Origin of the sequence: Halorubrum sp. SS7, from assembly GCF_005435055.1 — an archaeon.
In the GTDB taxonomy this organism is placed as follows: Archaea; Halobacteriota; Halobacteria; order Halobacteriales; family Haloferacaceae; genus Halorubrum; species Halorubrum salinarum.
Genome location: NZ_SGXV01000002.1, coordinates 336,526 through 362,241, shown reverse-complemented (window position 1 = coordinate 362,241; position 25,716 = coordinate 336,526). Strand labels below are relative to the sequence as shown.

General features: G+C 68.1%; 23 protein-coding genes and 2 tRNA genes. 8 read left to right on the top strand and 17 right to left on the bottom strand.

The window, feature by feature from the left end:
- Positions 1–704: 704 nt before the first annotated feature.
- Positions 705–1,265, top strand: coding sequence for a TATA-box-binding protein (locus EXE44_RS04265; protein WP_137716096.1), 561 nt, complete (start codon positions 705–707; stop codon positions 1,263–1,265).
- 103 nt (positions 1,266–1,368) lie between these two features.
- Here the strand turns inward: EXE44_RS04265 and EXE44_RS04260 are convergent, their stop codons facing one another.
- From EXE44_RS04260 to EXE44_RS04250, 3 genes are all read right to left on the bottom strand, one after another.
- Positions 1,369–2,574: a Cdc6/Cdc18 family protein gene (locus EXE44_RS04260; RefSeq protein WP_053772570.1), complete on the bottom strand. Its 1,206-nt coding sequence runs from the start codon at positions 2,572–2,574 to the stop codon at positions 1,369–1,371.
- 740 nt (positions 2,575–3,314) lie between these two features.
- Positions 3,315–5,567 (bottom strand): NADP-dependent malic enzyme, encoded by a 2,253-nt coding sequence (locus EXE44_RS04255; protein WP_137716095.1) that lies wholly within the window; start codon positions 5,565–5,567, stop codon positions 3,315–3,317.
- Positions 5,568–5,827: 260 nt separating this feature from the next.
- Entirely contained in the window at positions 5,828–6,937 is a 1,110-nt protein-coding gene (locus EXE44_RS04250) for a hypothetical protein (protein WP_137716094.1), read from the bottom strand.
- 143 nt (positions 6,938–7,080) lie between these two features.
- Here EXE44_RS04250 and EXE44_RS04245 point away from each other — a divergent pair, with 143 nt between their 5' ends.
- Positions 7,081–7,965 carry a hypothetical protein gene (locus EXE44_RS04245; RefSeq protein WP_137716093.1) on the top strand — a complete coding sequence of 295 codons (885 nt, stop codon included), beginning with the start codon at positions 7,081–7,083 and terminating at the stop codon, positions 7,963–7,965.
- Positions 7,966–8,070: 105 nt separating this feature from the next.
- On the opposite strand, the gene EXE44_RS04240 is transcribed toward EXE44_RS04245, so the two are convergent.
- The 10 genes from EXE44_RS04240 to EXE44_RS04195 form a co-directional block, all read right to left on the bottom strand.
- Entirely contained in the window at positions 8,071–8,796 is a 726-nt protein-coding gene (locus EXE44_RS04240; protein ID WP_137716092.1) for a fumarylacetoacetate hydrolase family protein, read from the bottom strand.
- Between the two features lie 54 nt (positions 8,797–8,850).
- Positions 8,851–9,378, bottom strand: a complete 528-nt coding sequence (locus EXE44_RS04235) for a hypothetical protein (protein ID WP_137716091.1) — start codon at positions 9,376–9,378, stop codon at positions 8,851–8,853.
- On the bottom strand, positions 9,378–9,740 hold the full coding sequence (locus EXE44_RS04230) for a hypothetical protein (protein WP_137716090.1): 363 nt from the start codon (positions 9,738–9,740) through the stop codon (positions 9,378–9,380). The genes EXE44_RS04235 and EXE44_RS04230 overlap by 1 nt, the downstream gene beginning before the upstream one ends.
- Positions 9,737–10,018 carry a ubiquitin-like small modifier protein 1 gene (locus EXE44_RS04225; RefSeq protein ID WP_137716089.1) on the bottom strand — a complete coding sequence of 94 codons (282 nt, stop codon included), beginning with the start codon at positions 10,016–10,018 and terminating at the stop codon, positions 9,737–9,739. The genes EXE44_RS04230 and EXE44_RS04225 overlap by 4 nt, the downstream gene beginning before the upstream one ends.
- Positions 10,019–10,152: 134 nt before the next feature.
- Entirely contained in the window at positions 10,153–10,536 is a 384-nt protein-coding gene (locus tag EXE44_RS04220) for a hypothetical protein (protein ID WP_053772577.1), read from the bottom strand.
- An 87-nt stretch (positions 10,537–10,623) separates the two neighbouring features.
- Entirely contained in the window at positions 10,624–11,622 is a 999-nt protein-coding gene (locus EXE44_RS04215; RefSeq protein ID WP_137716088.1) for a phosphate uptake regulator PhoU, read from the bottom strand.
- A gap of 186 nt (positions 11,623–11,808) precedes the next feature.
- Positions 11,809–12,756 (bottom strand): D-2-hydroxyacid dehydrogenase, encoded by a 948-nt coding sequence (locus EXE44_RS04210; protein ID WP_137716087.1) that lies wholly within the window; start codon positions 12,754–12,756, stop codon positions 11,809–11,811.
- A gap of 103 nt (positions 12,757–12,859) precedes the next feature.
- Positions 12,860–14,044: a cystathionine gamma-synthase gene (locus EXE44_RS04205; RefSeq protein WP_137716086.1), complete on the bottom strand. Its 1,185-nt coding sequence runs from the start codon at positions 14,042–14,044 to the stop codon at positions 12,860–12,862.
- 87 nt (positions 14,045–14,131) lie between these two features.
- A tRNA-Glu gene (locus tag EXE44_RS04200) sits at positions 14,132–14,240 on the bottom strand.
- Between the two features lie 82 nt (positions 14,241–14,322).
- The gene (locus EXE44_RS04195) at positions 14,323–14,889 is read right to left on the bottom strand and encodes a peptidylprolyl isomerase (RefSeq protein ID WP_137716085.1); all 567 of its coding nucleotides are present in this window, start codon (positions 14,887–14,889) and stop codon (positions 14,323–14,325) included.
- A 179-nt stretch (positions 14,890–15,068) separates the two neighbouring features.
- Here EXE44_RS04195 and EXE44_RS04190 point away from each other — a divergent pair, with 179 nt between their 5' ends.
- Positions 15,069–15,593, top strand: coding sequence for a universal stress protein (locus EXE44_RS04190; RefSeq protein WP_137716084.1), 525 nt, complete (start codon positions 15,069–15,071; stop codon positions 15,591–15,593).
- Entirely contained in the window at positions 15,590–16,507 is a 918-nt protein-coding gene (gene truA / locus EXE44_RS04185) for a tRNA pseudouridine(38-40) synthase TruA (RefSeq protein WP_137716083.1), read from the top strand. Before EXE44_RS04190 ends, truA begins: the two co-directional genes overlap by 4 nt.
- Positions 16,508–16,529: 22 nt before the next feature.
- Here the strand turns inward: truA and EXE44_RS04180 are convergent, their stop codons facing one another.
- Positions 16,530–17,063 (bottom strand): Rrf2 family transcriptional regulator, encoded by a 534-nt coding sequence (locus EXE44_RS04180; RefSeq protein WP_121564273.1) that lies wholly within the window; start codon positions 17,061–17,063, stop codon positions 16,530–16,532.
- A 426-nt stretch (positions 17,064–17,489) separates the two neighbouring features.
- On the opposite strand from EXE44_RS04180, the gene nadE reads away from it, so the two are divergent.
- The gene (nadE, locus tag EXE44_RS04175; RefSeq protein WP_137716107.1) at positions 17,490–18,464 is read left to right on the top strand and encodes an NAD(+) synthase; all 975 of its coding nucleotides are present in this window, start codon (positions 17,490–17,492) and stop codon (positions 18,462–18,464) included.
- Positions 18,465–18,494: 30 nt separating this feature from the next.
- Here nadE and EXE44_RS04170 read toward each other — a convergent pair whose 3' ends face one another.
- Complete coding sequence (locus EXE44_RS04170) at positions 18,495–19,934, bottom strand: M28 family peptidase (protein WP_137716082.1); 1,440 nt, start codon at positions 19,932–19,934, stop codon at positions 18,495–18,497.
- Between the two features lie 117 nt (positions 19,935–20,051).
- Here EXE44_RS04170 and EXE44_RS04165 point away from each other — a divergent pair.
- Positions 20,052–20,122, top strand: a tRNA-Gly gene (locus tag EXE44_RS04165).
- 145 nt (positions 20,123–20,267) lie between these two features.
- On the opposite strand, the gene EXE44_RS04160 is transcribed toward EXE44_RS04165, so the two are convergent.
- Together EXE44_RS04160 and EXE44_RS04155 are read right to left on the bottom strand one after the other, a co-directional pair.
- Entirely contained in the window at positions 20,268–22,268 is a 2,001-nt protein-coding gene (locus tag EXE44_RS04160; protein ID WP_137716081.1) for a P-loop NTPase fold protein, read from the bottom strand.
- An 87-nt stretch (positions 22,269–22,355) separates the two neighbouring features.
- Positions 22,356–23,843 (bottom strand): KaiC domain-containing protein, encoded by a 1,488-nt coding sequence (locus EXE44_RS04155; protein WP_137716080.1) that lies wholly within the window; start codon positions 23,841–23,843, stop codon positions 22,356–22,358.
- A 146-nt stretch (positions 23,844–23,989) separates the two neighbouring features.
- Between EXE44_RS04155 and EXE44_RS04150 the strand changes: the two genes are divergently transcribed.
- Together EXE44_RS04150 and EXE44_RS04145 are read left to right on the top strand one after the other, a co-directional pair.
- On the top strand, positions 23,990–24,817 hold the full coding sequence (locus EXE44_RS04150; protein WP_137716079.1) for an NAD(+)/NADH kinase: 828 nt from the start codon (positions 23,990–23,992) through the stop codon (positions 24,815–24,817).
- Positions 24,818–24,893: 76 nt separating this feature from the next.
- Positions 24,894–25,586 carry a VTT domain-containing protein gene (locus tag EXE44_RS04145; RefSeq protein WP_137716078.1) on the top strand — a complete coding sequence of 231 codons (693 nt, stop codon included), beginning with the start codon at positions 24,894–24,896 and terminating at the stop codon, positions 25,584–25,586.
- The last annotated feature ends 130 nt before the right edge of the window (positions 25,587–25,716 follow it).

The following is a 25,716-nucleotide window of genomic DNA, read 5'->3' as shown; positions in this document are numbered from 1 at the left end:
ATCGGATCCCAATAGCAATGGCCTCCGGCAGGATCAACCGGAATGTATGTCCTTCGAGCCTGATTCCCGGCTCGAAGGGGGTGTTGGCGGGTGTCAACATAGTGTTGACACACCATTGCATTGGTCTGTGTGGTGTCCGGGCCAGCCAGCGGCTTGGATGGCACCGAACGACCACGGCTCACATCAGATCACCGCTTACGCCGGAGCGCAGGGGGCGTGATCCTCATCGGATGAGTCGGATGAACCGACTCTGCGAAACCGGGCCGAGTTGAACGGCCCGAGTCCGCGGTGCGTTCTTCGCGTCTTGACCGAACGGGCTTATACACTTAAGCACGTCGGAACGCTTCGACCGGCCGCGTCGACGGCCGGTCGGTGCCCCCTCGCCGGGGGCGCCTCGCATCTCATCGAATGCCCGGGTTGTACTTAACCCCGTCGAACCATCGACGCCACGTCATGCGGTTTCATGGAGCAACTCAGAACCGAGTGACTCGTCGACGCGGCGCGACGAGTAGAGCTCGCCCGCGGGAGCGAGCGGCTTGAAAGGAGCGCGTGATCGGCAGACATATCAGAACTGTATCACAGTGACTCCGACGACTCGGGGCCACACACGCGTGCGCGACATCGAACGAAGGAGGAACTCGGGGCAGCCGGTCATTTATACCACGGGCGTTTATAAGGGAGGGGGACACATATAAAAGCGAACGATGACGAACCCTGCAGACTCGATCGAGATTCAGAACGTTGTTGCATCGACGGGTATCGGTCAGGAGCTCGATTTGGAGGCGCTCGCGGAGGACCTTCCGGGTGCGGATTTCAACCCGGACAACTTCCCCGGCCTCGTGTACCGGACCCAGGAGCCGAAGGCGGCCGCGCTCATCTTCCGCTCGGGGAAGATAGTGTGTACGGGCGCGAAGAGCATCGACGACGTCCACGACGCGCTCGGGATAATCTTCGAGAAGCTCCGCGGGCTCCAGATCCCCGTCGAGGACGACCCGGATATCACCGTCCAGAACATCGTGTCGAGCGCGGACCTCGGACACAACCTCAACCTCAACGCCCTCGCTATCGGTCTCGGTCTCGAAGACGTGGAGTACGAGCCGGAGCAGTTCCCCGGGCTCGTCTACCGGATGGACGAACCCGAGGTCGTCATCCTGCTGTTCGGGAGCGGGAAAATCGTCATCACCGGCGGCAAGCGCACCGACGACGCCGAGGAAGCCGTCGAGGAGATCGTCGAGCGCATCGAAGGGCTCGGCCTGCTCGGCTGAGGGTCGAATCGATCGGTCTGTTCGGTTCCCGCCGTCTCGGAGACGGGCGGCGACCGGTGTCGAGCGGCCGTGGGTCGCTGTCGAGCGGCTGAGTGCGGTCCCGTTACGTTTCGGCGTCGTCCTCGGTGAGTACTTCTTTGACGACGCTCGGGTCCTCGAGGAGTTGGTGTTTGGTGTAGCTCCCCTCGGCGCTGCCGCCGCTGTGTTTCGACTGTTCGATGATGTCGAGGAACGCGTGTTCCTTCAGCAGGTCGCGGACGCGGCGCAGCGAGAGGCTGTCGGACCCCTCCTGTCGGCAGATGTTCTCGTAGATCTCGTACACGCGGCTCGTTCGGAACCCGTCCTGGCGGCCGTTCGACAGCGACAACAGCGCGAGCGCCTGGAGCACGTACCGCGAGTGCGGCGTGGACCCGCGAATGAGTTCGCGGAAGCGGTCGGTCTCGGCTCGCTCGCGCGCCTGCGTGACGAACTCCTCGCGGACCGTAGGCTCGCCGTTCGCCTGCGCTATCTCGCCCGCGTACCGGAGGATGTCGATGGCCTTCCGGGCGTCGCCGTGCTCGCGCGCGGCGAGCGCCGCGGCGCGGGGTATCGTCGACGGTTCGAGCACGTCGTCGTGGAACGCGTCCGCGCGCGCCTGCATGATCTCACGGAGTTGGTTCGCGTCGTACGGCGGGAAGACGAACTCGCGTTCACAGAGGCTCGACTTGACGCGCTCGTCCATCCGGTCTTTGTACTGGATCTTGTTGCTGATCCCGACGACGCCCAATTTACAGTCGGTGATCTTCCCGGCCTCTCCCGCGCGGGACAGCTGCATCAGGATCGCGTCGTCGTCGAGCTTGTCGATCTCGTCGAGCAGGATCAGCACCACGTCGTACCGCTGGTCGAGGATGCGCCAGAGCCGCTTGTAGTAAGTGGAAGTCGAGAGCCCCTTGTCGGGGACGTTGATACCGGTCTGCTCGGGGTCGTTCACGCCCTCGGCGATGGTCTGGACGGCCTGGGTCTCCGTAGTGTCCTGCGCGCAGTCGACGTAGGCGAACGTGGCGGTGACGCCCTCCTCGCTGGCGGTGGAGACGAGCCGTTTGGAGACGTACTTCGCACACAGCGACTTCCCGGTGCCCGTCTTTCCGTATATCAGGACGTTGCTCGGGCTCTGTCCGAAGATGGCCGGGTTGACGGCCGTCGCCAAGTCGGATATCTCGTCGTCTCGGCCGACGATCCGTCCCTCTCCGGGTAGGTGACTGATCTCGAGGAGCTCCTTGTTCGCGAAGATAGGGTCCTCCCTCGTGAAGAGGTCGTCCGCTGCGTCCATGAGGGAGACACCGTGTTTCCGGTGAAATGCGTTCTGTTTCGCGACTAGGCGGGAGGCAGGTCGGCGGGTGGTTCGACCGGTCGAGACACACACCGTGTTTCCGGTGAAACGGGGTGAGCGGTTGGTGGTGTGAGTCGGGAGTAAGTCCTGCCATGAGGGAAAAGGAGACCCCAAAGAGCGACAGAAACCTCAAAGAGCGACAGAAGGTAATAACGGCTGCCAGAGCGGGGGAACTGGGGCGAGACAAGGTGAAGACACGTCCCTACATTTCACCGGAAATCCGGTGTACGGTGTCATATCGGTGCCCGCCTCACGGGGGAGACCGCGTTTCCGGTGAACGACTCCAGTCGCTCGGCGAGCCTCTACTCACTCCGCTTGGCAGACTGTACACACATTTGAGTAATAAAACCCGTTGTTTCAAAACAGACAGAATTATGGAGTCCGCAAGTGAGTCCGCGAGTCCACTTCGGCGATCTCGTACGCCTACCCCGGCCGGCCGTACACCCACACACAGCGACACCCGATTTCACCGGAAACACGGTGTGTCACTCCCACGGCGACTCACGTCGGCCGCGGAGAACGACGCGGAGTCAGCCGCGAAGAATTTGCGTGGGATCAGTCGCGGGAAACGTAGGGCCCGCAGGAGAAATACGCCACTTCGGTCCCGGGTGCTGGTGGGAACCGCCGAAGAAGAATAAAAAGCAACCGACGAGGTCGTTCGCCTGACTCCGCTCGGTGAGTTACTCCTGAGCGTCGACGACGGCGACGCTGGCGAGGTTGACGATGTCTTTCACCTCGTCGCCGCGCTGGAGCACGTGGACCGGTTCGTCCATCCCGACGAGCATCGGGCCGATGGCCTCGGCGCCGCCGAGCCGCTGGAGCAGCTTGTACCCGATGTTCCCGGCTTCGAGGTTGGGGAACACGAGGACGTTGGCCGCCTCGTCGAGCTGAGAGAACTCGTAGGTCCCGTTGAGGATGTCGTCGACGACGGCGGTGTCGGCCTGCATCTCACCGTCGACGGGGAAGTCGACCGCGTCGTCGGACTGGAGGATGTCGACCGCCTCGCGCGGCTTCCGAGTCCCCTCGTTGTCGACGCTCCCGAAGTTGGAGTACGACAGCATCGCCGCGCGCGGCTCGACGTTGAACCGGCGCGCGAGGTCCGCCGTGTGTCGCGTGACCTCCGCGAGCGTCTCCGCGTCGGGGTCTTGGTTGACCGTCGTGTCCGCACAGAAGATGACCCGGTTCTTGAACGTGAGCATGTACACCCCGGCGACGGTGTCGGTGTCGGCCGCGGACCCGACGATCTGGAGCGGCGGCCGGAGCGCGGACGGGTAGTGGTGGGTGAGCCCGGTGAGCATCGCGTCCACGTCGCCGGTCTCGACCATCACGCTCGCGAGGTAGTTGGTGTCGCGCTTGACGAGGTCGTCCGCCTCGCGCTTCGTGATGCCCTTGCGCTTGCGGAGCTCGTACAGCCGCTCGCCGTAGTCCGTGACGTCCCGGTCGTCGGGGTCGACGACGTCGGGACGGAACGACAGACCGAGTTCCGCCGCGGTCTGCGAGATGGTGTCCGCGTCGCCGAGCAGCACCGGCTCGGCGATCCCCTGCTCGGAGAGCTGATACGCCGCCCGGATCATCTTCTCGTCGGTGCCCTCCGCGAGCGCGATCCGCTTCGGGTCGCTCTTCGCTTTGTTCAGGACGACGCGCATCATCTCGCGGGACTTCCCGAGCCGCGCTTCGAGCCGCTCCCGGTACTTCGCTAAGTCGATCTCGGTCCGGGCCGACCCGGACTCCATCGCCGCCTCCGCGACGCGCGGCGCCACCTCGAACAGCACCCGCGGGTCGAGCGGCTTCGGGATGACGTAGTCGGGCCCGAACTGGAGCGGTTCGTCGCCGTAGGCCTTCACGACCGCGTCCGGAACGTCCTTGCGCGCGAGGTCGGCCAGCGCCTCCGCGGCGGCCGCCTTCATCTCCTCGTTGATCTCGGTCGCGCGCACGTCGAGCGCGCCGCGGAACAGGAACGGGAACCCGAGCACGTTGTTCACCATGTTGGGGTAGTCCGACCGGCCCGTCGCCATGATCACCGTGTCGTCGCGCGCGTCCTTCGCGTCCTCGTAGGTGATCTCCGGGTCGGGGTTCGCCATCGCGAAGATGATCGGATCGGCGGCCATCGAGCGGACCATCTCCTGCGAAACGATCCCGCCGACGGAGAGCCCGACGAACACGTCGGCGCCCTCCATCGCGTCCGCGAGGTCGCCGCCTTCGACCGGGCTGGCGAACTGGCTCTTGTACTCGTTGACCTCGCCGTTCTCGACGCGCGACTCGGTGATGATCCCCGAAGAGTCGCACATCGTGATGTTCTCCTTGCGCGCGCCCAGCGAGACGTAGAAGCGGGCCGTCGCGATGGCCGACGCGCCCGCGCCCGAGAAGACGATGTCGAGCTCCGAGAGGTCCTTGTCCGAGATGTCGACCGCGTTCATCAGCGCCGCACCCGAGATGATCGCGGTGCCGTGCTGGTCGTCGTGGAACACCGGGACGTCCATCTCCTCGCGGAGCCGTTCCTCGATTTTGAAGCACTCGGGCGCCTTGATGTCCTCGAGGTTGACCCCGCCGAACGTCGGTCCCATCGCTTTCACCGCCTCACAGAACGGGTCGACGGCGTCGATGTCGAGCTCGATGTCGAACACGTCGATGTCGGCGAACCGCTTGAACAGCACGCCCTTCCCCTCCATGACGGGCTTGGAGGCGGCGGCGCCGATGTCACCGAGCCCGAGGACGGCCGAGCCGTTCGAGACGACGGCGACGAGGTTCCCCTTCGCCGTGTACTCGAAGACGGACTCGGGGTCGGCCGCGATGTCGCGACACGGCGCCGCGACCCCCGGCGAGTACGCCAGCGAGAGGTCCCGCTGCGTGTTCGTGGGCTTCGTCGTCTCTATCTCGATCTTCCCGGGCGGCTCCTGTCGGTGGTACTCCCGCGCGTCGTCGTCTAGTCCCATGTCTCTCTCCATTCGTGAACGGAGTAAAAAGCTATCCGATGGTGTCGAGTACGCGATTCGACGTTCGACGATCACCGATCGACCCGTACACGGCGCCGAGAACCCCGGCCGTGCGCGATCGTCCCCAATTGACCCCTCCGACAACGCACGATCACTACCGACCGATCCCTCCGAAGCCACCCGACCTCTCTCGGATTCCCCCTTCGACAACGCACGATCTCTCTCGGGTCACCCACCGACGACGCCCGACCGCCGCCGCCTCACTCACCGCTCGGTTCCTGGTCGTCGCCCGCGACGAGCGTCGGCGCCAGCGGCGCGAGATCCGGATCGATGCCGGCCAGCGTCGAGACCTCGAACGCGGTCAGGTACGTCCGCACGACAAGCGCCACCGGGAGCGTCAGGACCACGACGGCGACGACCGCGCAGACGAACACCGCCGCGAGAACGACCGCCCCCGCGGTCGTCCCGACCATCGCCCCGACGCCCCCGAGCGCCACCGCCGCGAGGAGGAGCGCGACGAGCGCCGCCACCCCGACGACGCCGGCGACGAACGCGGCGGCGGCGGCCTGAACGATCCCGACGCCGGCGGCGAGGACGAGGTGGACCGCGAAGTAGACGATGACCTCCGCCCGCGACCCGCGGAGCGACGACCAGACCGCTCGCCACCCGTCGATCACGCCCACGTCTCGGGCGACCATCGCCGGCGCGACGAACTCGAAGGTGACCCTGGAGACGACGGTCCCGGCGAGCACGACGGTGGCCCCGATCACGACCAGCACACCGGACACCGGTGCGGTCACCGACGACTGCCCAGCTAATCCTCCGACCGAAACGCCGAGGAACCGCAACAGGTCGGGATCGATCGCAATCGCGACCGCGACCGCGGGAAGACCGACGGCGACCGCGCTCACCACCGCGACGCCGAGGAGCCCGAGCGCCTGTCGGAAGCGGTCGCGGAACGGCCGCCACAGCGCGACCTCCGTCGTCGAGAGCGCCTCGTAGAAGACGAGCCGAAACGCGATCGAACACGCGAACAGAGCCATCCCCGCGAGGAGGACTCCGAGAGCGAGTCCGGTCAGCACCGCGGCGTCGACCTCGGCGAGACGCTCGACCCCCGCGTTCGCGGCGCGTTCGACGCCCGCGGGCACCGACATGGGCTCCGTCAGGCCGGCGTCGCTCCAGGCGCCGGCGCCGCCGCCGGCGGGACCGCCGAAAGATGACGTCGTCGCGCCCGACGCCCCGGCGCCGCCGCCCGCCATCACGAGCGCCAAGAACCCGAGCTTCGCCCACCGGACCGCTTCGAAGGGAAAGAGGAACCCGCGCGTGACGCGGACGGCGCGGTCGACGGCCTCGACGGCGTGCCAGCTCATACGGACCGTTCGACGGAGGGCGTAAAATAGGCTGGCCACTGGCCCCGGACGGTCCGAGGGGAGAGCATCTGATCCGCGCCGCCGCGTCACCGAGCGCCGACCGACCCGCAGCCGTTTAGGGCGGACGCGACGAACCAGGCGCCATGAAGGTCCGCGGCGAACGCGAGTGCCAGTCCTGCGGCGCGCGGTGGTCGTACTACGACACGGGCTCCGTCGCATGTCCGAGCTGCGGCGACCTGCGCAGCGTCGGCGTCGACGACCGCACCGCCCACACGGACGCCCCCGTCTCGCTCGATCTCGCCCCCCACCGCGAGAGGTTCGGAGAGGCACAAGAGACCCTCCCCCGCTCCGGCGTCGACGAGCTCCAGTCCGACCTCCGGGAGTACTGCCGGAAGCGCGGGTTCATCGACGGGGGACGGCTCGCCCCGATCGACGGGACGTACCTCGCGGCCCGCGAGCTGCTGGAGGCCGTCGACTGCTTCGAGCGGCTACGCGACCCGACCGACGCCGACGGAGAGTACCTCCTCGCGCTACTTGCCGGTGCGGACAACGGCGACCGACCCGCGGCCGAGGAGGTTCCGACCGCACTCCGAGAGGCGCGAGGAATGGCGGCCGTGCGCGCAGTCGAGGCCTACCGGAGCGACGCGCTCGACTTCCTCGACGAACTCGAAGCCGGGGCCGAACCGACCGAGGACGAGACCGATGGGGACGACGAGGCCGGCAGCGATGACAAGACCGGCGGCGACGACGAGACCGACGATGACGACGCGCCGACGGTTACCGTCGACGGCTCCGATCCAGAAGGCAGGATCGCCCCCGCCCGCGACGCCTTCGAGCGCCTCCGCGACCGCGTCACGCGCGTCGACGCCCTCGGCGGGGACGTGTCGCCCGCGACCGCGGACGCCCTCGTCGAGGCCGCCGACGCTCTCGGCACGTACGTCCGAACCGGCGACGAGGAGAGCCTGCGGACCGCAACCGAGCTGATCGACGACGCGAGCGTCGACGACCTCGACCCGGCGGACCGCTGAGCCGTCCGCCGCTGGCCGGCTGGCCACCGCTGGCCGGCTGCCCGCCACTCGCCAGCCGCCCGCCACTCGCCAGCCGCCCGCCGCTCGCCGGCCGCCCGCGGCGCGTCAGTCTGCGCCGGGCGCGACCACCGCGTTCGAGAGCGTCCCGACCCCTTCGTACGTGATCTCGACGCGCTCGCCCGGCTCGACGAGACCGGGGTTCGCGGGGCTGCCGAACGCGATACAGTCGCCGGGCTCGAAGGTGAACCGCTTCGAGAGGTACGAGACGATCTCGCGGGGACCGAACAGCATCAGCTCCGTGTTGGCGTCCTGGCGCGTCTTGCCGCCAACGGTCGTCTCGATGTCGAGCGCCGTCGGGTCGACGTCGGTCTCGATCCACGGCCCCAGCGGCGCGGAGCCGTCGAACGCCTTGCGGGCGGTGCGCCCCTGCTGGTCGAGCGCGTCGACGTCGTTCATGACCGTGTAGCCGCGCACGACGCCCGGCACCTCATCGGGCGCGAGGTCGCGACAGCGCTCGTCGATCACCGCGACCAGTTCGCCGGCGTAGGTCAGCTCGTCGGTCCACTCCGGGTACCGGATCGGCTCGCCGTGCGCCAGCAGGCTGGCCGGCGGCTTGACGAAGAAGTCCGGCTCGTCAGGCCGCTCGTAGTCCATCTGGTCGAGCGTCTCGGCGTAGTTCCGGCCGACGCAGTACAGCGCGCTGGGGTCACAGGGCGGGAGCAGCCGGCCGTCGCGGCCGACATCGTAGCGGCCGTCGTCCGCGACGACCGCGCCGTCGTCGTAGCGGCCGGCCACGGGACCGTCCGGCGTGAGCAGTCGAGCGAGTCGCATGCCGGAACGTCTGCGGTGGCGTCCGAAAAGGCGTCGGTGACGGCAGCGTTCGGGTCAGTCGCGGTTCGAATCCGACTCGCCGCTGTCCGGGTCCGATTCGCCTCCGTCCGGATCCGATTCGCTGCCGTTCGCTCCCGCCTCTGCGTCGCCGTCTCCTCCGCTTTCCACGTCGACGCCGATAACGACGCCCGACCGGATCTCCAGCGCGGTGTCGAACTCCTCCCGGCGGCCGCTCCCGGACCCGATCCGCTCGACCGCGGCCTCGTGGGCCCGCACGACCGCGTCGCGCTCGCGCTCGGAGAGCCCCACGCGGTCGGCCACCGCCTCCCAGTGATCCGGTTCGACGAGGAACGTCTCGCGGTCCGGCTCGGCCGCGATCCGCTCGTAGCGCCGGCGGTACTCGTCGATCCTGGGCCCCAGGTCGGCCTGGACGCGCGTGAGCAGCGCCGGGACGCGGGCGGCCGGCACGCTCGCGAGCGCGGCCGTCTTCACCAGCGCGGTCCCCTCGATGGGGTACGGACCCGGGTCCTTCTCGGCGTCGTCCCGGTCCCCCGACTCCCCGCCGTCGGCGTCGTCGGACATCACCCGCCGGCGCGCATCGCCTTCTGCCGGTACTTCGGCAGGAGCTCGGCGAGGACCTCGGGGTCGCCCGCGAACTCGGCGGTCACCTCGGTGAGTTCGATGGCGGCCGCGGCGGTCACCGTCTCGGCGCTGAGGGTCACTCGCCAGCCGTCGCCGTCCACCCGGGTCGCGGCCGCGGGGTCGTCGGTCCCCACCAGCTCCCCGCCGAGGTTGCGAAGGTAATGAGCCGCGAGGCGGCGAGAGATGCCGCGGTACGCGACCGTCTTTCGCTCCCACCCCTCCTCGGCGGGCGGGAAGTCGCCCCCCGCCGCCGCCTCGTCGTCGACGCTCCCCTCAGTCGCCGCCGACCCGTCGTCGGTCATGCGCCCCCCGCGACCGGCGGGAAGACGGAGAGCCGGTCGCCGTCCGCCATCGGCGTGTCGAGCCCGTCGAGGTGGAGCACCTCGCGGCCGTTCTTCAGGACGTTGATCTGGGGGGCGAGGTCGCCGTCGACGATCAGCCGGCCCTCCATCCCCTCGTACTCGGCCTCCAGTTCGCCCAAAACGTCGCCGACGGTGGAGCCGTCGGCGAACTCCGCGTTCACCGTCTTCCCGCCGGCGGCCTCGCGAAACGTCGCGAAGAACCGCAGTTCCAGTTCCATACCCGTACGTCGTGTCGCGGCGGCTTAAAAGCGGTCGGCCGCGGAACCGAACCGACGGCGGCCGCGCGGCGGCGACGGCGATCCGCGGCCCGCGGCACCGGCAGCGATCCGCGACCCGCGCGAGGTCCCTCCCGCTACAGGTCCGAGAGCCGGATCCCGTCCTCGACCAGCCGGAAGTTCCGCTCGCGGTCGAGGTCGTCGGCGAGCCACTCGTGGTCGTACAGCTGGCCGATCAGTTCCAGGTAGAGGTTCCGCCACGCGATGGCGTATATCGGCGACTGCCCCCACGCGCGCAGTTCGGGGACGAACTCGTGGTACGTGCTCGCCTGCGACTCCATGCGCTCGACCGCGTCGGCGACGACCTCGGCCGCCTCGTCCGGGTCCGCCTCGTCGAGCGCCTCGTTCAGCCGCGACTGGATCCCCGCGATGGCGCGTCGCATGTCGCGTTCGGCGGTCCCCTCGTCCTCCGGGAGCGACTCGACGACGCCCTTCGGCACGCCGAGTTCGATCTCTGGCATGCGATCACCTCGGGGGAGCGCGCTGAAAAAACCCGTTCACCCGGCAACGGGAGCGGCGCTCGACACCGTGCTCCGAGAGTAGCTCGCTTACGGCGTCGGTGCGGCCTTCTGGAGCGCGGTCTCGGCGATGTTCCCGCCGTAGTCGGCCGAGCGGAGCACGGAGTCGACGACGAGCCCGAGCAGCTGGGCCCGCGTCGGGTCGAGGTCGCGGAGGAGTTCGTCGATGGAGCGCACGCGCTCGTCGATGGCCCGAACGCCGGTCCGCGCCTCGTTGGCCCGGCGGGTCGCGGCCTCGGTGTCGTCGTCGAACAGCGCGTCCATCGCCGCGTCGATCACGTCGACGGCGTCGCCGTGGAGGTCGCTCACCGCCTCGACCACGTCCGCGGGGAGGGCCTCGTCGATGTTCAGCGTGAGGTGCGCGATCTTCGTCGCGTGGTCGCCGATCCGCTCCAGCTGCCGGGCGCTAGAGTGGTAGTCGAAACACTCCTCGCGCGGGAGGCCCAGTTCCTCGGCGGCCTTCGGCGTCCGCAGGGTGGCGCGGAAGATCCGCGAGACGACGAGCCACAGGCGGTCGAGGTCGTCGTCGCGACCGATCACGTCGCGCGCGAGGTCGTGGTCGCGCTCCGAGAGCGCGGTGATCGCGTCTTCGAGCATCGACAGCGAGATCAGCCGCATCCGCGTGACCGCGTTGTGGATCGAAAGCTCCGAGGAGTCGAGCAGGTCCTGGACGACGACGCGGTCGCGCGTCTCCTCTAACACCTCCAAGCCGACGAGGCTCTGGACCGCGTCCCGAATGGTCGAGCGCTGCTCGGTGGTGATCTCCGCGGCCTCCAGTTCGATGACGTCGAACCCACTGACGTACATCGTCGTCACCGCCCGACGGAGCGCCTGGCCGCTCAGATCGGCGATGTCCAGCGACCCCCGCGTCCGTTCGGACTCGGACCGCGGGGTGAGGAACAGCGAGTCGCCGTCGGGGTGGAACTCGATCTCCGTCCCGGCCTCGACGTCGTTGTCGGTCGCCCACGTCTTCGGAATCGAAACGGTGTACGTCGAGCCGCCGGTGACCTGGACCTTCCGCGTTTCCATATCAGGCCCTCGGGAGCGGATCACCTTAATTTTGATCAAAATATATACCTCTGTCAGCGAGTACGGCTCAATCTCTCCGACTCGGCTCGCTCCGTCGCTCTCAGGGTTTTCTAAAACGGTATTAGGAGCAAATTAGTAGTATATAGAGATATATACTTGGGGGTGAAGTCAGTCCTCGACGGCGCTTCAGACCACGCGGTTGCGCAGGTCGTCGCCGGCGTCCAGCCGCGCGACGTTGTCCGCGAGGATGTCGGCGACGCGCTCGTAGTACTCGGGCGTGTGGCCGGCGTTGTGCGGCGTGATCGTCGCGTTCGACAGCCCCCACAGCGGGTGGTCCTCCGGGAGCGGCTCCGGGTCCGTGACGTCCAGCGCCGCGCCGCGGATCCGGTTGTTCCGGAGCTCCGTCACCAGCGCGTCGGTGTCGACGATCGGCCCGCGCGCGATGTTGACGAGGACGGCGTCGGGCCGCATCGTCCGGAGCGCGTCCGCGTCGACCAGCCCCCGCGTCGTCTCCGTGAGCGGACACGCCAACACGACGTACTCGGCGTCGGTGACGGCGTCGTGGAACTCGTCGAAGCCGTACACCTCGTCGGTCGGGCCGCCCTTCTCCGGGGAGTAGCGCACCCCGACCGTGTCGACGTCGAACGACTCCAGGCGGTCGACGACGGACCGGCCGATGGCGCCGAGCCCGACGACGGCGACCGTCGAGCCGTACACCTCCGTCGTCTCGTATGTGCGCCACTCGCGGCGGGACTGCTGGCGGTACGCCCGGTGGAACTGCCGCGCGTGCGCGATCATCGACCCCACGACGTGTTCGGCGATGTTCGGTCCGTGGACCCCCGAGGCGTTCGTCACGGCGACGCCGTGGTCCGCGAGCAGGTCCCGCGGCAGGTGGCCCGTCCCCGCGAACACGCAGGCGAACAGCTCCAGGTCGTCGGCGACCGAGAGCAGGTGTTCGTCGATGGTGAGTCCGACGGCGACCCGCGCGGTCCGGATCAGCTCCCGCTCCTCCGCCGGCGTCCGCGCCCGCGCCACCTCGGCGTCGGGCAGCCGCTCGCGGATCGCCGCCGCCAGTTCGTCGGGGCCGAGCCCGTGGATCGTCTGTCGAAGCACCAGGACGTCTGGATCGCTCATGGAGGCAGTCTCGGCGGCGGCGACAAAAATGGTACCAGTCGTCCGGCCGCGAACCGAGCGTCCCGATGGAGCGTCCCGGAGCCCGGGCCGGCGGGCGGACGGACTACGACAGCGCCGCGTCGAACGCCGCCTGAAGGTCCGCCTTCATGTCGTCGACGTGTTCGATCCCCACCGACACGCGGATGAGGCCGTCGGTGAGCCCGGCGGCGAGCCGCTCCTCGCGCGGGATGGCGGCGTGGGTCATCGCCGCCGGCTGCTCGATCAGGCTCTCGACGCCGCCCAGCGACTCCGCCAGCGTGAACACCTCGGTCTCGCTCACGACGGTCGACGCCTCTTCGAGGGTGCCGTCGAGTTCGAACGAGAGCATGCCGCCGAAGTCGTCCATCTGTTCGGCCGCCAGCTCGTGGTCCGGGTGCGACTCCAGCCCGGGGTAGTAGACGCGGTCGACCGCGTCGTGGCCCTCCAGCCACTCGGCGAGCGCCATCGCGTTCTCGCAGTGGCGGTCCATCCGCACCGGGAGCGTCTTCGTCCCGCGGAGCACGAGGAAGGCGTCGAAGGGCCCGGGCGTCGCGCCGACGGAGTTCTGGTAGAAGCCGAGCCGTTCGTCAAGCTCCTCGTCGTCGACGATCAGGGCGCCGCCGATCGTGTCGGAGTGGCCGCCGAGGTACTTGGTCAGCGACTGCGAGACGATGTCGGCGCCGTGTTCGAGCGGCCGCTGGAGGTACGGGGTCGCGAACGTGTTGTCGACCGCGCAGAGCGCGTCGCCCTCGTGGGCGATGTCGGCGAGCGCGCCGATGTCGTTGACGTTCATCAGGGGGTTCGTCGGGGTCTCGACCCACACCAGTTCGGTCTCGTCGCGCATCGCATCCCGGACCGCGTCGTGGTCGGTGGTGTCGACGAACGTGGTGTCGATGTCGTACTCGTCGTACACCTGCGTCAAGATTCGGTGGGTCCCGCCGTACACGTCGTCGCCCGCGACGACGTGGTCGCCCGCCGAGAGCAGGTTGAGCACGGTGTTGATCGCGCCCATCCCCGAGGAGAAACAGCGGGCGTGGCTGCCCGACTCCAGCGAGGCGAGGTTCGCTTCGAGGTCGGTCCGGGTGGGGTTCCCGGTCCGGCTGTACTCGTAGCCGCGGTGGTCGCCGGGCGCGTCCTGCTCGTAGGTGGAGTTCGCGTGGATCGGCGTCATCAGCGCGCCGGTCTCCGGGTCCGGCTCCTGGCCGGCGTGGATCGCGCGGGTCTCGAACCGCCTGTCGTCGCCGTCGGACTCGTCGGGTCGGTCGCTCATGCCCGTCCCTCCGTCACCGACGGTGGTGATTCTTCCCCTTCGGACCGCGCGCGGATCCGGACGCGCCGCTCGCGAGGTGAGAATGGATGCTCGGTCAGGGATTTGAACCCTGGTCGTCGGCTGACTTCCGAACCGGCGCCGAGGCGCCGCGTCCGCCGAAAGGCCAACATGATTGGCCGGACTACACCAACCGAGCGCAATCGACGATTACGCCGGGGGCAATTTAACTCTTCTCAACTCCCCGCGCCGGGAAGGGGTCCGACGCCCGACCGCGAGGGTTACTCGTCGACCTCGACGCGCTCGATCTCGACGGCCTCGCGGGGGTCGTCGTTGCGGCCGGTCGGCACCGCGCCGATCTCCTCGACGACGTCCATCCCGTCGATGACCTGCCCGAAGACGGCGTGCTTGCCGTCGAGGTGCGGGGTCGCGTCCAGCGTGATGAAGAACTGCGAGCCGTTCGTGTTCGGACCGGAGTTCGCCATCGAGAGGATGCCGGGCCCGTCGTGGGTGAGGTCGTCGTGGAACTCGTCGTCGAACTGGTAGCCGGGGCCGCCGCGGCCGTTCTCCATCGGGTCGCCGCCCTGGATCATGAAGTCGTCGATGACGCGGTGGAAGACGTTGCCCTCGTACAGCGAGTCACCGCGCACCTCGCCGGACTTGGGGTCCTCCCACGTGTTCGTCTCCGGCGCGGGCTCGGCGTCCGCTGCGGGGTCGTGTCGCGCCAGGCCGAGGAAGTTCTCGACCGTCCGCGGCGCGCGGTCGGCGAACAGCTCGACGACGATGTCGCCGTGGTTGGTCTGAAGCGTTACCTGCGGGTTGTCGGGGTCGGACACGTCGCGTCCCATACCCACGGGGAGGGCCGCCCGCCGGAAAACCCTACCCATCCGGCGCTCGCCACCCGCCCGCCTGCTCCCTCGATAGACCGTCGCTGACCGCCTGCCTTCCCGACCGCGCCTTCTCGACCGGCCCGCCGATCGGTTTCCCGGCCGACAGGACTTTGCGGGTGGGCGTTCCGTCACCACGCATGTACGACGACATCCTCCTGCCCGTCGCCCCCGGCGGCGAGGCGAACGACGCCATCCCGCACGCGGCCAGCCTCGCCGAGCGGTACGACGCGACGGTCCACGTCCTCTCCGCGGCCGACACCGCCGTCGACACGCTCGCCGGCCCGCGGACGGGCGTGTTCTCGGACCGGCTGGCGGACGCGGCCGAGGAACGGGTGGAGGCAGTGACCGCCGAACTGGAGGCGAGGGGCGTCGAGACGGTCGGCAGCGTCGTCCGCGGCGACCCCCTGGAGGTCATCGAGAACGCAATCGACGACGGCGCCGACATCGTCGTCATGCCGAGCCACACCCGTCGGGGGATCCGCCGGCTCCTCCTCGGCAGCGTCACCGAGAAGGTCGTCCGCGTCGCGTCGGTGCCGGTGGTGACCGTCCCGATGGCCGACCCCGAGGAAGCCGGGTCGCTCCCGACCGACTCCGGCGAGACCGAGGCGAACTCGGCGGACACCGGCGAGGCGGGCGACCGCGAGCCCTCCGACGCCCAGTGACGGGCGCGTCGAACGGGCGCGACACGGTCACGCGCGCCTTCCGCGTCGCGTACGACGGGCGGGCGTACGCCGGCTTCCAGCGTCAGCCCCACGCCCGCACCGTCGCGGACGCGCTCCTCGAGGCGCTCGCGGACCACGAGATCGTCGACCGCGGCGACGGGTCGACGCACGCCACGCCTCCGGGCTACGCCGCGGCCGGTCGGACCGACGCGGGCGTCTCGGCGGTGGCCCAGACCGTCGCCTTCGAGGCGCCGACGTGGCTCACGCCCCGCGCGTTCAACGGCCACTTGCCGGGGTCGGTCCGCGTCTGGGCCGCCGCCGACGTGGGCGACGGGTTCCACGCGACCCACGACGCGGTCCGGCGGACGTACCGGTACCACCTCTACGCGCCCGAGTCCGGGGTCGAATCAGCCCCGGACCGCGCGCGGCGAGACCGCGAACACGCGGTCGACGACGACCGATTCCGGGAGGCGCTCGCGCGGTTCGACGGCGAACGCGACTTCCACAACCTGACGACCGACGAGACGGGGACGGTCCGCGACCTCGACGCGGGCGCGACCCGCGAGGGCGACACGCTCGTCGTCGAGCTCTCGGCGGACGGCTTCCCGCGGGCGCTCGTGCGGCGGGTCGTCGCCGCGGCCCGCGCGGTCGGCCGCGGGACCGCCGACCTCGCGTGGATCGACCGGCTGCTCGCCGCCGAGCCGATTCCGGGCGACCGCGGGATCGGTCCCGCGCCACCCGAGCCGCTCGTGCTGTGGGACGTAACCTACCCCGACGCCTCGTTCGCGGTCGACCGCGAGGCCGCAGAGAGCGCGCGCGTCGCCTTCGGCGAGCGACACCGGGACGCGCGACACGCCGCGTCCGCCACCGGCGCGGTCCGCGACAGGCTGTTCTCGGCGGTCGAGAGGGAGTGACCGCGGGCGCCGACCGAGCCGCTCAGGCGGCCGACCCGCCCGTCGGGGTCTCCATGCCGTCGACGCGGACCAGGAGGCTGTTGCCGTCGACGTTCGTCGCGTCGACGACGCCGGAGAGCCGCAGCCCGGTGGCCGGCGTCGGGCCGACCGTCACGTGGTCGCCCGCGTCGAAGGGGCCGACCGGCCCGCGGATCACGAGCTCCGCGCGACACAGTTCCGGGTTCGCGACGCTCGACAGGTCTATCTCCGCGACGGTGACGTCCTCGACCGGGTCGCCCTCGCGCTCGACCGGCGTCGTCGCGGCGTCCTCCAGGCGCTCGATGCCGAGCGTGTCGTACGCCTCGTCGGTCGGGATGTAGCCGCCGTCGGGCCCGGCGACGCCCTCGACGAGGCCGAGGGTGCTAAGGCTCCCCATCCGGTTCCGCACCGTCCCCGCGTTGCGGTCGATCGCGTCCGCGATCTCGCGGCCCTGTACCGGGGCCTCTCGACCCTCGGAGAGGTTCACGAGCGCGGTGAGCACGCGTTCCTGACTCGAACTCAACTGGATCTTCGACATGATGAGTCCGAACAAGATGCGACTAATAAATGTTCGTATATAACGACATTATATGATTAGAACTGTGATTGTGCGCGAGATTCCCACAAAAACAAGCATGAATCTCGGACAAAAGTCTACGTATACCCATCTTGTCTCTCATGGGCGGTGGCTACATCCTATTATTTGAAATATTTCGTCTATAATTGGCTGTATGTGTGTCTTTTACTTCTTTTTGCCTCACGAGATACTAACAACAGTACCAGTTCCTTATATTATCCACACCTCAAGTATTTACCAGCGCGACCGGAAGCGGCGGGCGACGAATGACATCCCAATGCGACGCCCGCAATCGCTCGCAGAGACGCGCCCGGGCTCCGCGCCGAGCCGCCGAACGCTCCTGCGGGCGGACGAAGCGGAGTGGGCGGACGGCCGGCGGAGGGGAAGATGGCTGACCGCGAGTCGGCGTTCGACCCGGACGATGCCGCCGCCGCCGAGCGCTCGGGGGGAGCGACGGAGTCAGGCGACGGCGGAGCGGCCGCCGGACGGCCCCTCCCCGCCTCGCTGCTCCCGGGTCGGGACCCCGCGCTCGAACGCGACCGAATCGGGTCGTTCGTGGCCGACAGGGTCGACGCCGCGGGCGCCGACGGCGTGGTCGTGAACATGAGCGGCGGGCTCGACTCGACGGTGACGGCCGCGCTCGCGGTCGAGGCGCTCGGGGCGGACCGCGTGTACGGGCTGATCCTCCCGTGTAACAAGATCGGCGCGCCGCACGCCCGCGACGCCGAGGCGCTCGCGGAAGCGCTGGGGATCGACCACGACACGGCCCACCTCCAGCCGCTGTTCGCGCAGTTCGGCGCCGTCGTCCCGGACCGCTTCGACCTCCACGACGAGCCGGTCCGGTCCGGCAACGCCGTCGCGCGGCTCCGGATGGCGGTCGCCTACCTCGCTGCGAACGCGACGAACCGCCTCGTCTGCGGCACGGTGAACCGGAGCGAGCTCCTGCTCGGTTACCTGACGAAACACGGCGACGGCGCGGCCGACCTGTTCCCGCTGGGCCACCTCTACAAGACCGACGTGCGGGCGCTCGCGAGCGAGCTCGACGTGCCGGAGTTCGTCGTCGAGAAGGCGCCGACGGCCGGCTTCCTCCCGGGACAGCGCGACGCGGACGACCTGGGCGCGCCGTACGAGGTCATCGATCCGGTCCTCCACCTCGGCGTCGACCGCGGGCTCGACCCCGAGTCCGTTGTCGAGCGGATCGCGGCGACGCTCACGGAGGGCGAACCTGCCGCGGCCGACGCCGGGACCGGCGCCGACCTCGGCGCGGTCGACCGCAAACTCGTCGCGGACCTGCTCGGGCGTCACCGCGCGTCGGCGCACAAGCGGCTCCCCGCGCCGACGCCGGACGCGGACCTGGAGTGAACGGTCGGCGGGCCCGTCCCCGCCGCTCGATCAGTCCCAGTCGGCCGGCCAGAGGTCGGCGGCGCGCATCCCCGTCTCGAAGTCGGCCTCGCGGAACGCGGCCGCCAGCTCGTCGCGGTCGAGCCGCGGGAGGTCGCGTTCGGGCGCCGCGAACTCGGCGACGAGCAGCGCGATCAGCATCGCGTGTTCGCGGACGTTCCTGTCGTCAACCTTGTCCCGCGTGTCCGCGTGCGTGTGCCCCCAGCCCCGCCCGCGGTCGCCCGAGTCGCTGTGGAGCTGGAGCGCCGGCACGCCGCGGCGCACGAACGGCCACTGGTCGGAGAAGGGGTGCGGCTGCGCGTCGACCTCGATCGGCTGCCGCGTCGCGGTCGACACCGCCTCCGCGACCGACGCGGCCGCCGTGGAGGCGTGCGCGAGCGCGACGAGGTCCCGGAACCGCCCGGCCCCGTCGACGTTGACCACGCCCTTCACCCGGTCGAGGTCCAGCCGGTCCGCGAGGTGCTCCGCCCCGAGCAGCCCCACCTCCTCGGCGCCCACCGCGACGACGTCGACGCCGACCGGGAGGTCGGCGTCCGCCAGGATGTCGGCCGCGGTGGCGACGGTCGCGATGCCGCAGCCGTTGTCGAGCGCGCCCTCCGCGATGTCGTGGGCGTCGTAGTGCGCGAGCAGGAGGACCCGCTCGTCGGTGTCCGGGCCGGCGCTCCCGAGGACGTTCCGGCTCTCGCCGGGCGTCGTCGACGCCTCGACCGACAGCTCGGCGCGTGCGACGCCGTCTCCGTCACCGACGGGGGCATTCGCGCCACCGACCGCGTACTCGCGGAGCCACGCGCCGGTCTCCTTCGAGACGCCGACCGCGACGGCCTCGGCCTCCTCGCCGAACGTGAGCGACCCGGTGGGGGGCAGCTGGCCGTCGAGGTGGTTGACGAACACGAACCCGACCGCGCCCGAGTCGATCGCGTAGCCGAACTTCTCCATGCGGTGGACGAACCGGCCGCCGGAGGGCGTGGTCGTCGAGGCGACCGCGATCCGGCCCTCGACGTCGCGCTCGTCGATCTCCGCGGGGGTGCCGTAGCCCACGTCGACGAGCTCGCCCGAGACGCTCCCCGACGGGGAGTACGGGAGCGCCAGCGCCTCGAACGAGCGCGTCGACGGCTCGCCGTCGCGGCCCGAGACGGTCACGTCGAGCGACGCCGACCCGCGCTCCCAGGCCGGGAGGTCGAACGGCTCCGTGCGGACGTCCGCGAGCCCCGCGCGCTCGAAGGCGTTGACGACGAGGCCCGCCGCCCGGCGCTCGCCCTCGCTCCCGGCCATCCGGCTCCCGATCGCCGTGAGGTCGGTGAGGAAGCGCCACGGTTCGTCGTCGGTCCAGGTCGCGCCGAGGGCGGGGGCGAACTCGGCCGCGCGCTCGCGGACGCGGTCGACCGCCGCGGCCGCCTCGGGTCGCGTCGCGTCTGCTGCGTCGTCGGTCATGAGCGTGCCTGCGTCGGTGAGGGCTTAAGCGTGTGGCTCGCGGCACCGCGGCTCGGAGCCGGCCGGCGTCCGCCGAAACGCTACGTTCAAGTGGGACGGTCGGGTAGCAGCAGTCGAGCACCGTTGGTCCAGTGGTAGGACATTAGCTTCCCAAGCTAATAGCCCGGGTTCAATTCCCGGACGGTGCATTCCTGCGGCGAACAATCCGTGAGCCGTAGGTATTCCAAGAGAACTGGACTCTATCGGCCGCGCGCAGTAACCGCTGTGCGCGAGTACTTTCAATTTCACTCCAGTTCCGCCCGCTTACGTCTTTTAATTGGGATGATTGAAATGTTAATTTTCTAATCTTTTGGCGAAGCCCCTCTGGATTAGCGGAATCGCATCCGGAACTGGAAGTGATATAATATCGTTTCGCTCAGCGCGATACTCTTGGCCATCAATACTCAATATTTTGTCAGGATGGTCCCTTATCATTTTAATGGTGGTCATTTTTTGATCGTTTGAGGGACCTGTAAACGTATTTGATTGTGACTCCTTGAAATCGTCAATATCGATTGAGATATCGGATGGTTGGTCCTGATCGAACTCTGGGAGCTCCGCAGCACCGCGCTCGATCAGGGGAATTGCGTTCGTAGCGGGTAATGAGACGACTTGCGACTTTCGCAACGTGTACACCCGCTCGTCCGTCCCAAATATCTCGCCGATCGGTTCCAGTATTCTGACAGTAACTCTGCGCTCGTCTGAGAGTGTGAGATTGGATTCTGGCGATATTTGGAGTAAGAATTCCACATTCGCATTTGCGAAGCTGTATGGATCTGGAGTTGATCCATCGCACCCGATCGTTAGTAGAGTGATTACTTCTTCGTCGTCTTTCCACCCTCTTGTGGCGTCTGACAGCGTTACGTCCGGCTCTTCATCGGCAGAATTTTCGATTGCGTATTCCTGTAGACGACTCAGATCCTCTGGATTATTAGTGAGATCGGACACGAACTGCGGCTTCTGTAGGCTTAACGCGACAAATTTTCCGAGCTGTTCTACAGTGATCCCGATACCAATCCCCCTGTTTCGATCGATAATTCCACGCTCCTTGGCGAGGAGAGTTTGAAATCGATACATATTTACAAATTTTTTAATATATCTTGGATTGTGATTTAGTCTTTTAGAGAGGAGAGTCGACATCTCTGTTAGTTTCTCGCGAAAGTTACCAAGCGTTTCCGTGTTTCTGTGCCACTCTTGAGTCTCAGTTTCAGACCGATCAGGATCTGCGTAGACAAGAGACTCAACGAAGTCTTCTACATTGCCTTTCGAAGGGCTCGGAACTTGGAACGATATTTCTATGAATTTTTGTAGGTAATTATTCCCATACGAGATATCGGGATTTTGCTGCCCCGCCACGCTATCCGGCTCCCCTTTTTGATCCCTCGTCGAATGTTGATGCTTCTTAGCCACGCTTGCCGCAACTTTATTTCTGTCCATGGCTATAATAAAAAATATCGACGTCTCGACAGAGATGAGCGAATTTATTCCCTCCATTAGCTCCGCTGCCTTTTGGTTCTCACAGCGGTCCAGATCGTCAATAAATACGAATACAGGCTGATCTCCTGTATACACATCAACAATATTCTCAAAATCACTATGAAAACTCTCGATGAACGGGATTCGGTTTGAATAATCCGGCGAGTCCACGTGCTGTGAGATTCCTTTCCGGATTCCCGCGCGAAGTTCGTTCCTTATACGAATCCAGATCGAGACAATTCCCGTTAAAAACAGGAGAAGACTCCCGGAGTACACGACCGTATCTAATACGTTCGATAGGACCGAATCCCGAACGAAACCCAATGACCGGGACAGTTCTAAGCCAAACGAAATAAAGAGTAGCGGGACAGCGATAGTTATGAGGAGAGCAAAGAGTCCGACTAAGACATTTTGGACGATTGATATCCAACTGCTGTTCCAGTCAGTACGTCTGAGATACAACTTGATGTGGCCCTTCCAGCGCTGTATAATGGGTAATTGGTGAGTTAGTTGTTCGAAGAATTGAATGGCAAAGACCGCCCATAGTTGCTCTTCTTTGTCGTGTTGCCACGGGTTGAATTGGACCGTGAAATCGCCCTCATCTCTGAGAGCGTCTTCCAGTTGAAGTAGAAATGATGACTTGCCTGATCCCCAATCTCCCTCAACGGAGATCGTGAGTGGTGGTTGTGTGTCGTCGTGTGTGAGGAACTTTTTTACAGCATTCACATATGATCCAAAGCCAAGATCGTCTTCTGCGGTAGGTAGATCTGGATTACCATAGTATTCGTTGTGGCTTTTCTCTCCCTCAGATTCGCTCATGCTTGTAGAAGGTATATGTAGGTAATCAAAAATTCTATCCCCCACGATCGGCGCATGGAGTGTTATTTGAGATGTTGTCAAGTGATGTCAGAAGATATTCGCCTGGTCGTACACCGAGATGCCGGTGTCCGTGATGTCGTAGGGCTTCGTCTCGCGGGAGTGGTTCGCGTCGCGGATCTTCTGGATCTCGACGGCCAGCCGCGTCTCGCGGAAGTCGGAGCCGCGGACGTACTGGAGGACGAAGACGGCGTCCGTGAGGTACTCCACGATCCCGTGCCGCGAGGCGTACGGCGTGTCCTCGCTCGCCTCGGAGGTGAGCAGCGTGGTGACGCCCGACTCCTTCAGCGAGCGCGTGAACCCGAACACCTCCGACCGGCGCTTCGCCGGGTGGTCGTACATCATCTCCAGGAGCGAGACGGAGTCGAGCACCAGCCGGTCGGCGTCGAACTCGGAGATGAGCCGGACGAGGTCGTTGCGGATCGACGACAGGGAGTTGGCCATCTCGATGGGGTCGATGGCGACGACCGCGAGGCGGTCCTCGTCGGCGTACTCGCGGAACGACCACCCCTTCTCGGTCGCGGTGTCGAAGATCGACTCTCGGGTCTGTTCCAGCGTGATGTAGATCGCCTTCCCGCCCGATTCGAGCGCGCTGTTGAGGAACTGAAGCGCGAACGTCGTCTTCCCGGTCCCGGCGCCGCCGATGACCGACAGCAGCGACCGCTTGGGGACCCCGCCGAGGATCATGTCGTCAAGGCCCTCGATCCCGATGTCGGTCCGCGCGATCTCCGACTCGAACTCGTCGGGGTCGACGTCGAAGTCGGGCGGGCCGCCGGCGTCCGCGTCGCCCCCGAGGTCGCCGAACCCGAAGTCGTCGTCGCCGGCGCTCGCGGCGCCGCGGTAGCCGCCGAAGGGATCGCCGCCGGCCTCGGCCCCACCGCCACCCGCGCCGCTCGGTCCGCCGCCTCCGCCTCCTCCCCCTCCTCTCCGACTCCCGCCGAAGGGGTCGTCCGCGCCGAACGAGTCCCCGCCGCCGGAGCCGGTGTCAGTCCCCGCGGCGGAGTTGCTCTCGGGGGCGCCGTCCGCGTCGGTCCCGCCGCCGCCGCCGAAGGGGTCGTCCCCGCCGAAGGAGTCGAACCCCTCGTCAGCGTCGAGGTCGCCGAACGCGTCGGCCGGCACGCCGTCGTCGGCCGAGGGGCCTCCCTGTCCTTCGCCCCCGAACTCGCCGTCTCCGCCGACGGCCCCGCCGAACGGGTCGCCGTCGTCGGCCGCGGCGCCCGCGTCGTCCGTTTCTGTGCCCGCTGCCTCGCCCGCACCCCCAGACTCAGCTTCGGAGTCGGTGCCGCCGCCCAGGTCGCCGAGCTCGGCCGCCGGATCGTCGTAGTCGGTCGCCGCGGACTCGGAGTCGCCGCCCTCCGAATCGCCGTTCGCGGAGTCGATTTCCGCCGCTCCCTCGTCGTCGCCGGATCCGCCCTCCGCGTCACCGGATCCGCCCTCCGCGTCGCCCACCGGCCGCTCGTCGGACTCCTCGTCGGTCTCGCGTAGCGCGCGCTCGAACCAGTCGTCCTCCTCGCTCATCGTTTTCGCCGCCCGTGGGGGGTCGACATGGCCCGAGCAACGCGGCCGAGCGGCTTGAAACTTTCCGGCGGGCGCCGGAGTCTCGGAACCCGGCGGAGCCGCCCGATGTCCGCACGCTTTTATCCGGGGATCGGGATGGGACTGCCATGGAAGTGGGCATCGTGGCGCGGAAGGGCAGCGAGCGGGCGGCGTCGCTCGCGGCGACCCTTCGGGACGTCGTCGTCGACGCGGACGAGAGCGTCTGGCTCGACGAGGAGACCGCCGCAGCCCTCGACGCCGGCGACGACGCCCGACCGGTCGGCGCGTTCGACGACTGCGACCTAGTCGTCGCGGTCGGCGGCGACGGGACGTTCCTGTTCGTCGCGCGCAACGCCGGCGACACCCCGATCGTCGGCGTGAACCTCGGCGAGGTCGGCTTTCTCAACGCCGTCCAGCCAGGGGACGCGGCGACGGCGCTCCGCGCCGAGATCCGGGCGTTTCGCAACGGCGGCTTGGACGTCCGCGAGGCCCCGCGGCTCGCGGCCAGCGCCGGCGACTGGACGTCGACGCCGGCGGCGAACGAGGTGGTCGTCCAAGGCGAGCGCCGCGGGCCGGGCGGCGGGATCGACTACGAGGTGCGCGTCGACGGCTCGCGGTACGCCGGCGGCCACGCGGACGGGGTCCTCGTGGCCACGCCGACCGGGTCGACGGCGTACAACCTCTCCGAGCGCGGCCCGCTGGTCCACCCCGAGGTCGGGGGACTGGTCGTCAACGAGATGGTCGCGGACGAGGGGATGCCGCCGCTCGTGGTGGACGCCGACGCGACGGTCACCGTCGCCGTCGAGAACGACGCGGGGGCGACGGTCGTCAGCGACGGCCGCGACACCGAGTCCCTCGACGGGCCGGTCGAGGTGACCGTCGAGCGCGCCGCGCCCCCGATACGGATCGCGGGGCCGCCTTCCGACTTCTTCGAGGCGCTCGGCAAGCTGTCGTGACCGGCGCGGTCGCGCCGGCGACCCCCGAGCGGACGCACCCACAAAGCGTTTACCGGACGCCCGCGGACGCGGGAGCGTGAATCGCCGGACCACGGTCGGTCGGTACGCGGTCGCCGGGATCGCCGTCGCCGCGCTCGCGGCGGTCGCGCTCGCGGTCTCCCCCGAGGCGGCGCTCTCGCGGCTCCGCTGGCTGGCGACCGATCCGCTCCGCTTCGGCGCCGCCGTGGTCGTGCTGGCCGCCGTCAGACCCCTCCTCGCGTGGCCGACGACGCTCCTCGCCGTCGTCGTCGGGTTCGGATACGGCTGGGTCGGGACGCCGTTCGCGCTCGCGCTCGTGGTCGGCACCGCCGTGCCCCCGTACGCGCTCGCTCGGGCGGGGCGGCTCAGGCTCGGGAGCGACCCCGAGACGGTCGAGGACTCGGGCGTCGCAGCGCGGTTCTGTCGCGCCGGCGAGCGCTTCGCGGCGGAGTCCGGCGGCGTGCGCGCCGTGACCGGGACCCGCCTCCTGCCGCTCCCCTCCGACGCGGTGACGGTCGGCGCCGCGGCCGCGGGGGTCGGAGCCCGACCGTTCATTTTCGGAACCGCGCTCGGCGAGCTGCCGTGGGTCCTCTGCGGGGTCGCTGTCGGCGTCTCGCTCGACCGCCTCGCGGCGGGCGGCGGGTCGCTCGTCGACCCCGCGGTGATCCTCGGGATGGCGGGCGTCGGCGCGCTGGTGCTCGCCGGCCCGCTGTACCGGACTTTCGTGCGGTCGGACGCGGCGGCCGCCTGAATAGATAGAGAGCGGCGCCGCTCCGAGAGCGGTCGGGTAAACGGATCGGAGAAAGCGAGAGATCGTCCGTGCGCGTCGTCGCGCGGACGATCCGTGCGGGTCGTGTGCCTCTGACGGCGACGGGATGCCT

Coding starts and splice junctions, on each gene's coding strand:
- EXE44_RS04160 (WP_137716081.1), bottom strand. CDS start 22,268: ATGAGCGAATCTGAGGGAGAGAAAAGCCACAACGAATACTATGGTAAT.
- EXE44_RS04210 (WP_137716087.1), bottom strand. CDS start 12,756: ATGAGCGATCCAGACGTCCTGGTGCTTCGACAGACGATCCACGGGCTC.
- EXE44_RS04180 (WP_121564273.1), bottom strand. CDS start 17,063: ATGTCGAAGATCCAGTTGAGTTCGAGTCAGGAACGCGTGCTCACCGCG.
- EXE44_RS04195 (WP_137716085.1), bottom strand. CDS start 14,889: ATGGGACGCGACGTGTCCGACCCCGACAACCCGCAGGTAACGCTTCAG.
- nadE (WP_137716107.1), top strand. CDS start 17,490: ATGGCTGACCGCGAGTCGGCGTTCGACCCGGACGATGCCGCCGCCGCC.
- EXE44_RS04205 (WP_137716086.1), bottom strand. CDS start 14,044: ATGAGCGACCGACCCGACGAGTCCGACGGCGACGACAGGCGGTTCGAG.
- EXE44_RS04240 (WP_137716092.1), bottom strand. CDS start 8,796: ATGCGACTCGCTCGACTGCTCACGCCGGACGGTCCCGTGGCCGGCCGC.
- EXE44_RS04260 (WP_053772570.1), bottom strand. CDS start 2,574: ATGGACGCAGCGGACGACCTCTTCACGAGGGAGGACCCTATCTTCGCG.
- EXE44_RS04245 (WP_137716093.1), top strand. CDS start 7,081: ATGAAGGTCCGCGGCGAACGCGAGTGCCAGTCCTGCGGCGCGCGGTGG.
- EXE44_RS04225 (WP_137716089.1), bottom strand. CDS start 10,018: ATGGAACTGGAACTGCGGTTCTTCGCGACGTTTCGCGAGGCCGCCGGC.
- EXE44_RS04220 (WP_053772577.1), bottom strand. CDS start 10,536: ATGCCAGAGATCGAACTCGGCGTGCCGAAGGGCGTCGTCGAGTCGCTC.
- EXE44_RS04235 (WP_137716091.1), bottom strand. CDS start 9,378: ATGTCCGACGACGCCGACGGCGGGGAGTCGGGGGACCGGGACGACGCC.
- EXE44_RS04170 (WP_137716082.1), bottom strand. CDS start 19,934: ATGACCGACGACGCAGCAGACGCGACGCGACCCGAGGCGGCCGCGGCG.
- EXE44_RS04265 (WP_137716096.1), top strand. CDS start 705: ATGACGAACCCTGCAGACTCGATCGAGATTCAGAACGTTGTTGCATCG.
- EXE44_RS04255 (WP_137716095.1), bottom strand. CDS start 5,567: ATGGGACTAGACGACGACGCGCGGGAGTACCACCGACAGGAGCCGCCC.
- EXE44_RS04250 (WP_137716094.1), bottom strand. CDS start 6,937: ATGAGCTGGCACGCCGTCGAGGCCGTCGACCGCGCCGTCCGCGTCACG.
- EXE44_RS04230 (WP_137716090.1), bottom strand. CDS start 9,740: ATGACCGACGACGGGTCGGCGGCGACTGAGGGGAGCGTCGACGACGAG.
- EXE44_RS04215 (WP_137716088.1), bottom strand. CDS start 11,622: ATGGAAACGCGGAAGGTCCAGGTCACCGGCGGCTCGACGTACACCGTT.
- EXE44_RS04155 (WP_137716080.1), bottom strand. CDS start 23,843: ATGAGCGAGGAGGACGACTGGTTCGAGCGCGCGCTACGCGAGACCGAC.
- EXE44_RS04150 (WP_137716079.1), top strand. CDS start 23,990: ATGGAAGTGGGCATCGTGGCGCGGAAGGGCAGCGAGCGGGCGGCGTCG.
- EXE44_RS04190 (WP_137716084.1), top strand. CDS start 15,069: ATGTACGACGACATCCTCCTGCCCGTCGCCCCCGGCGGCGAGGCGAAC.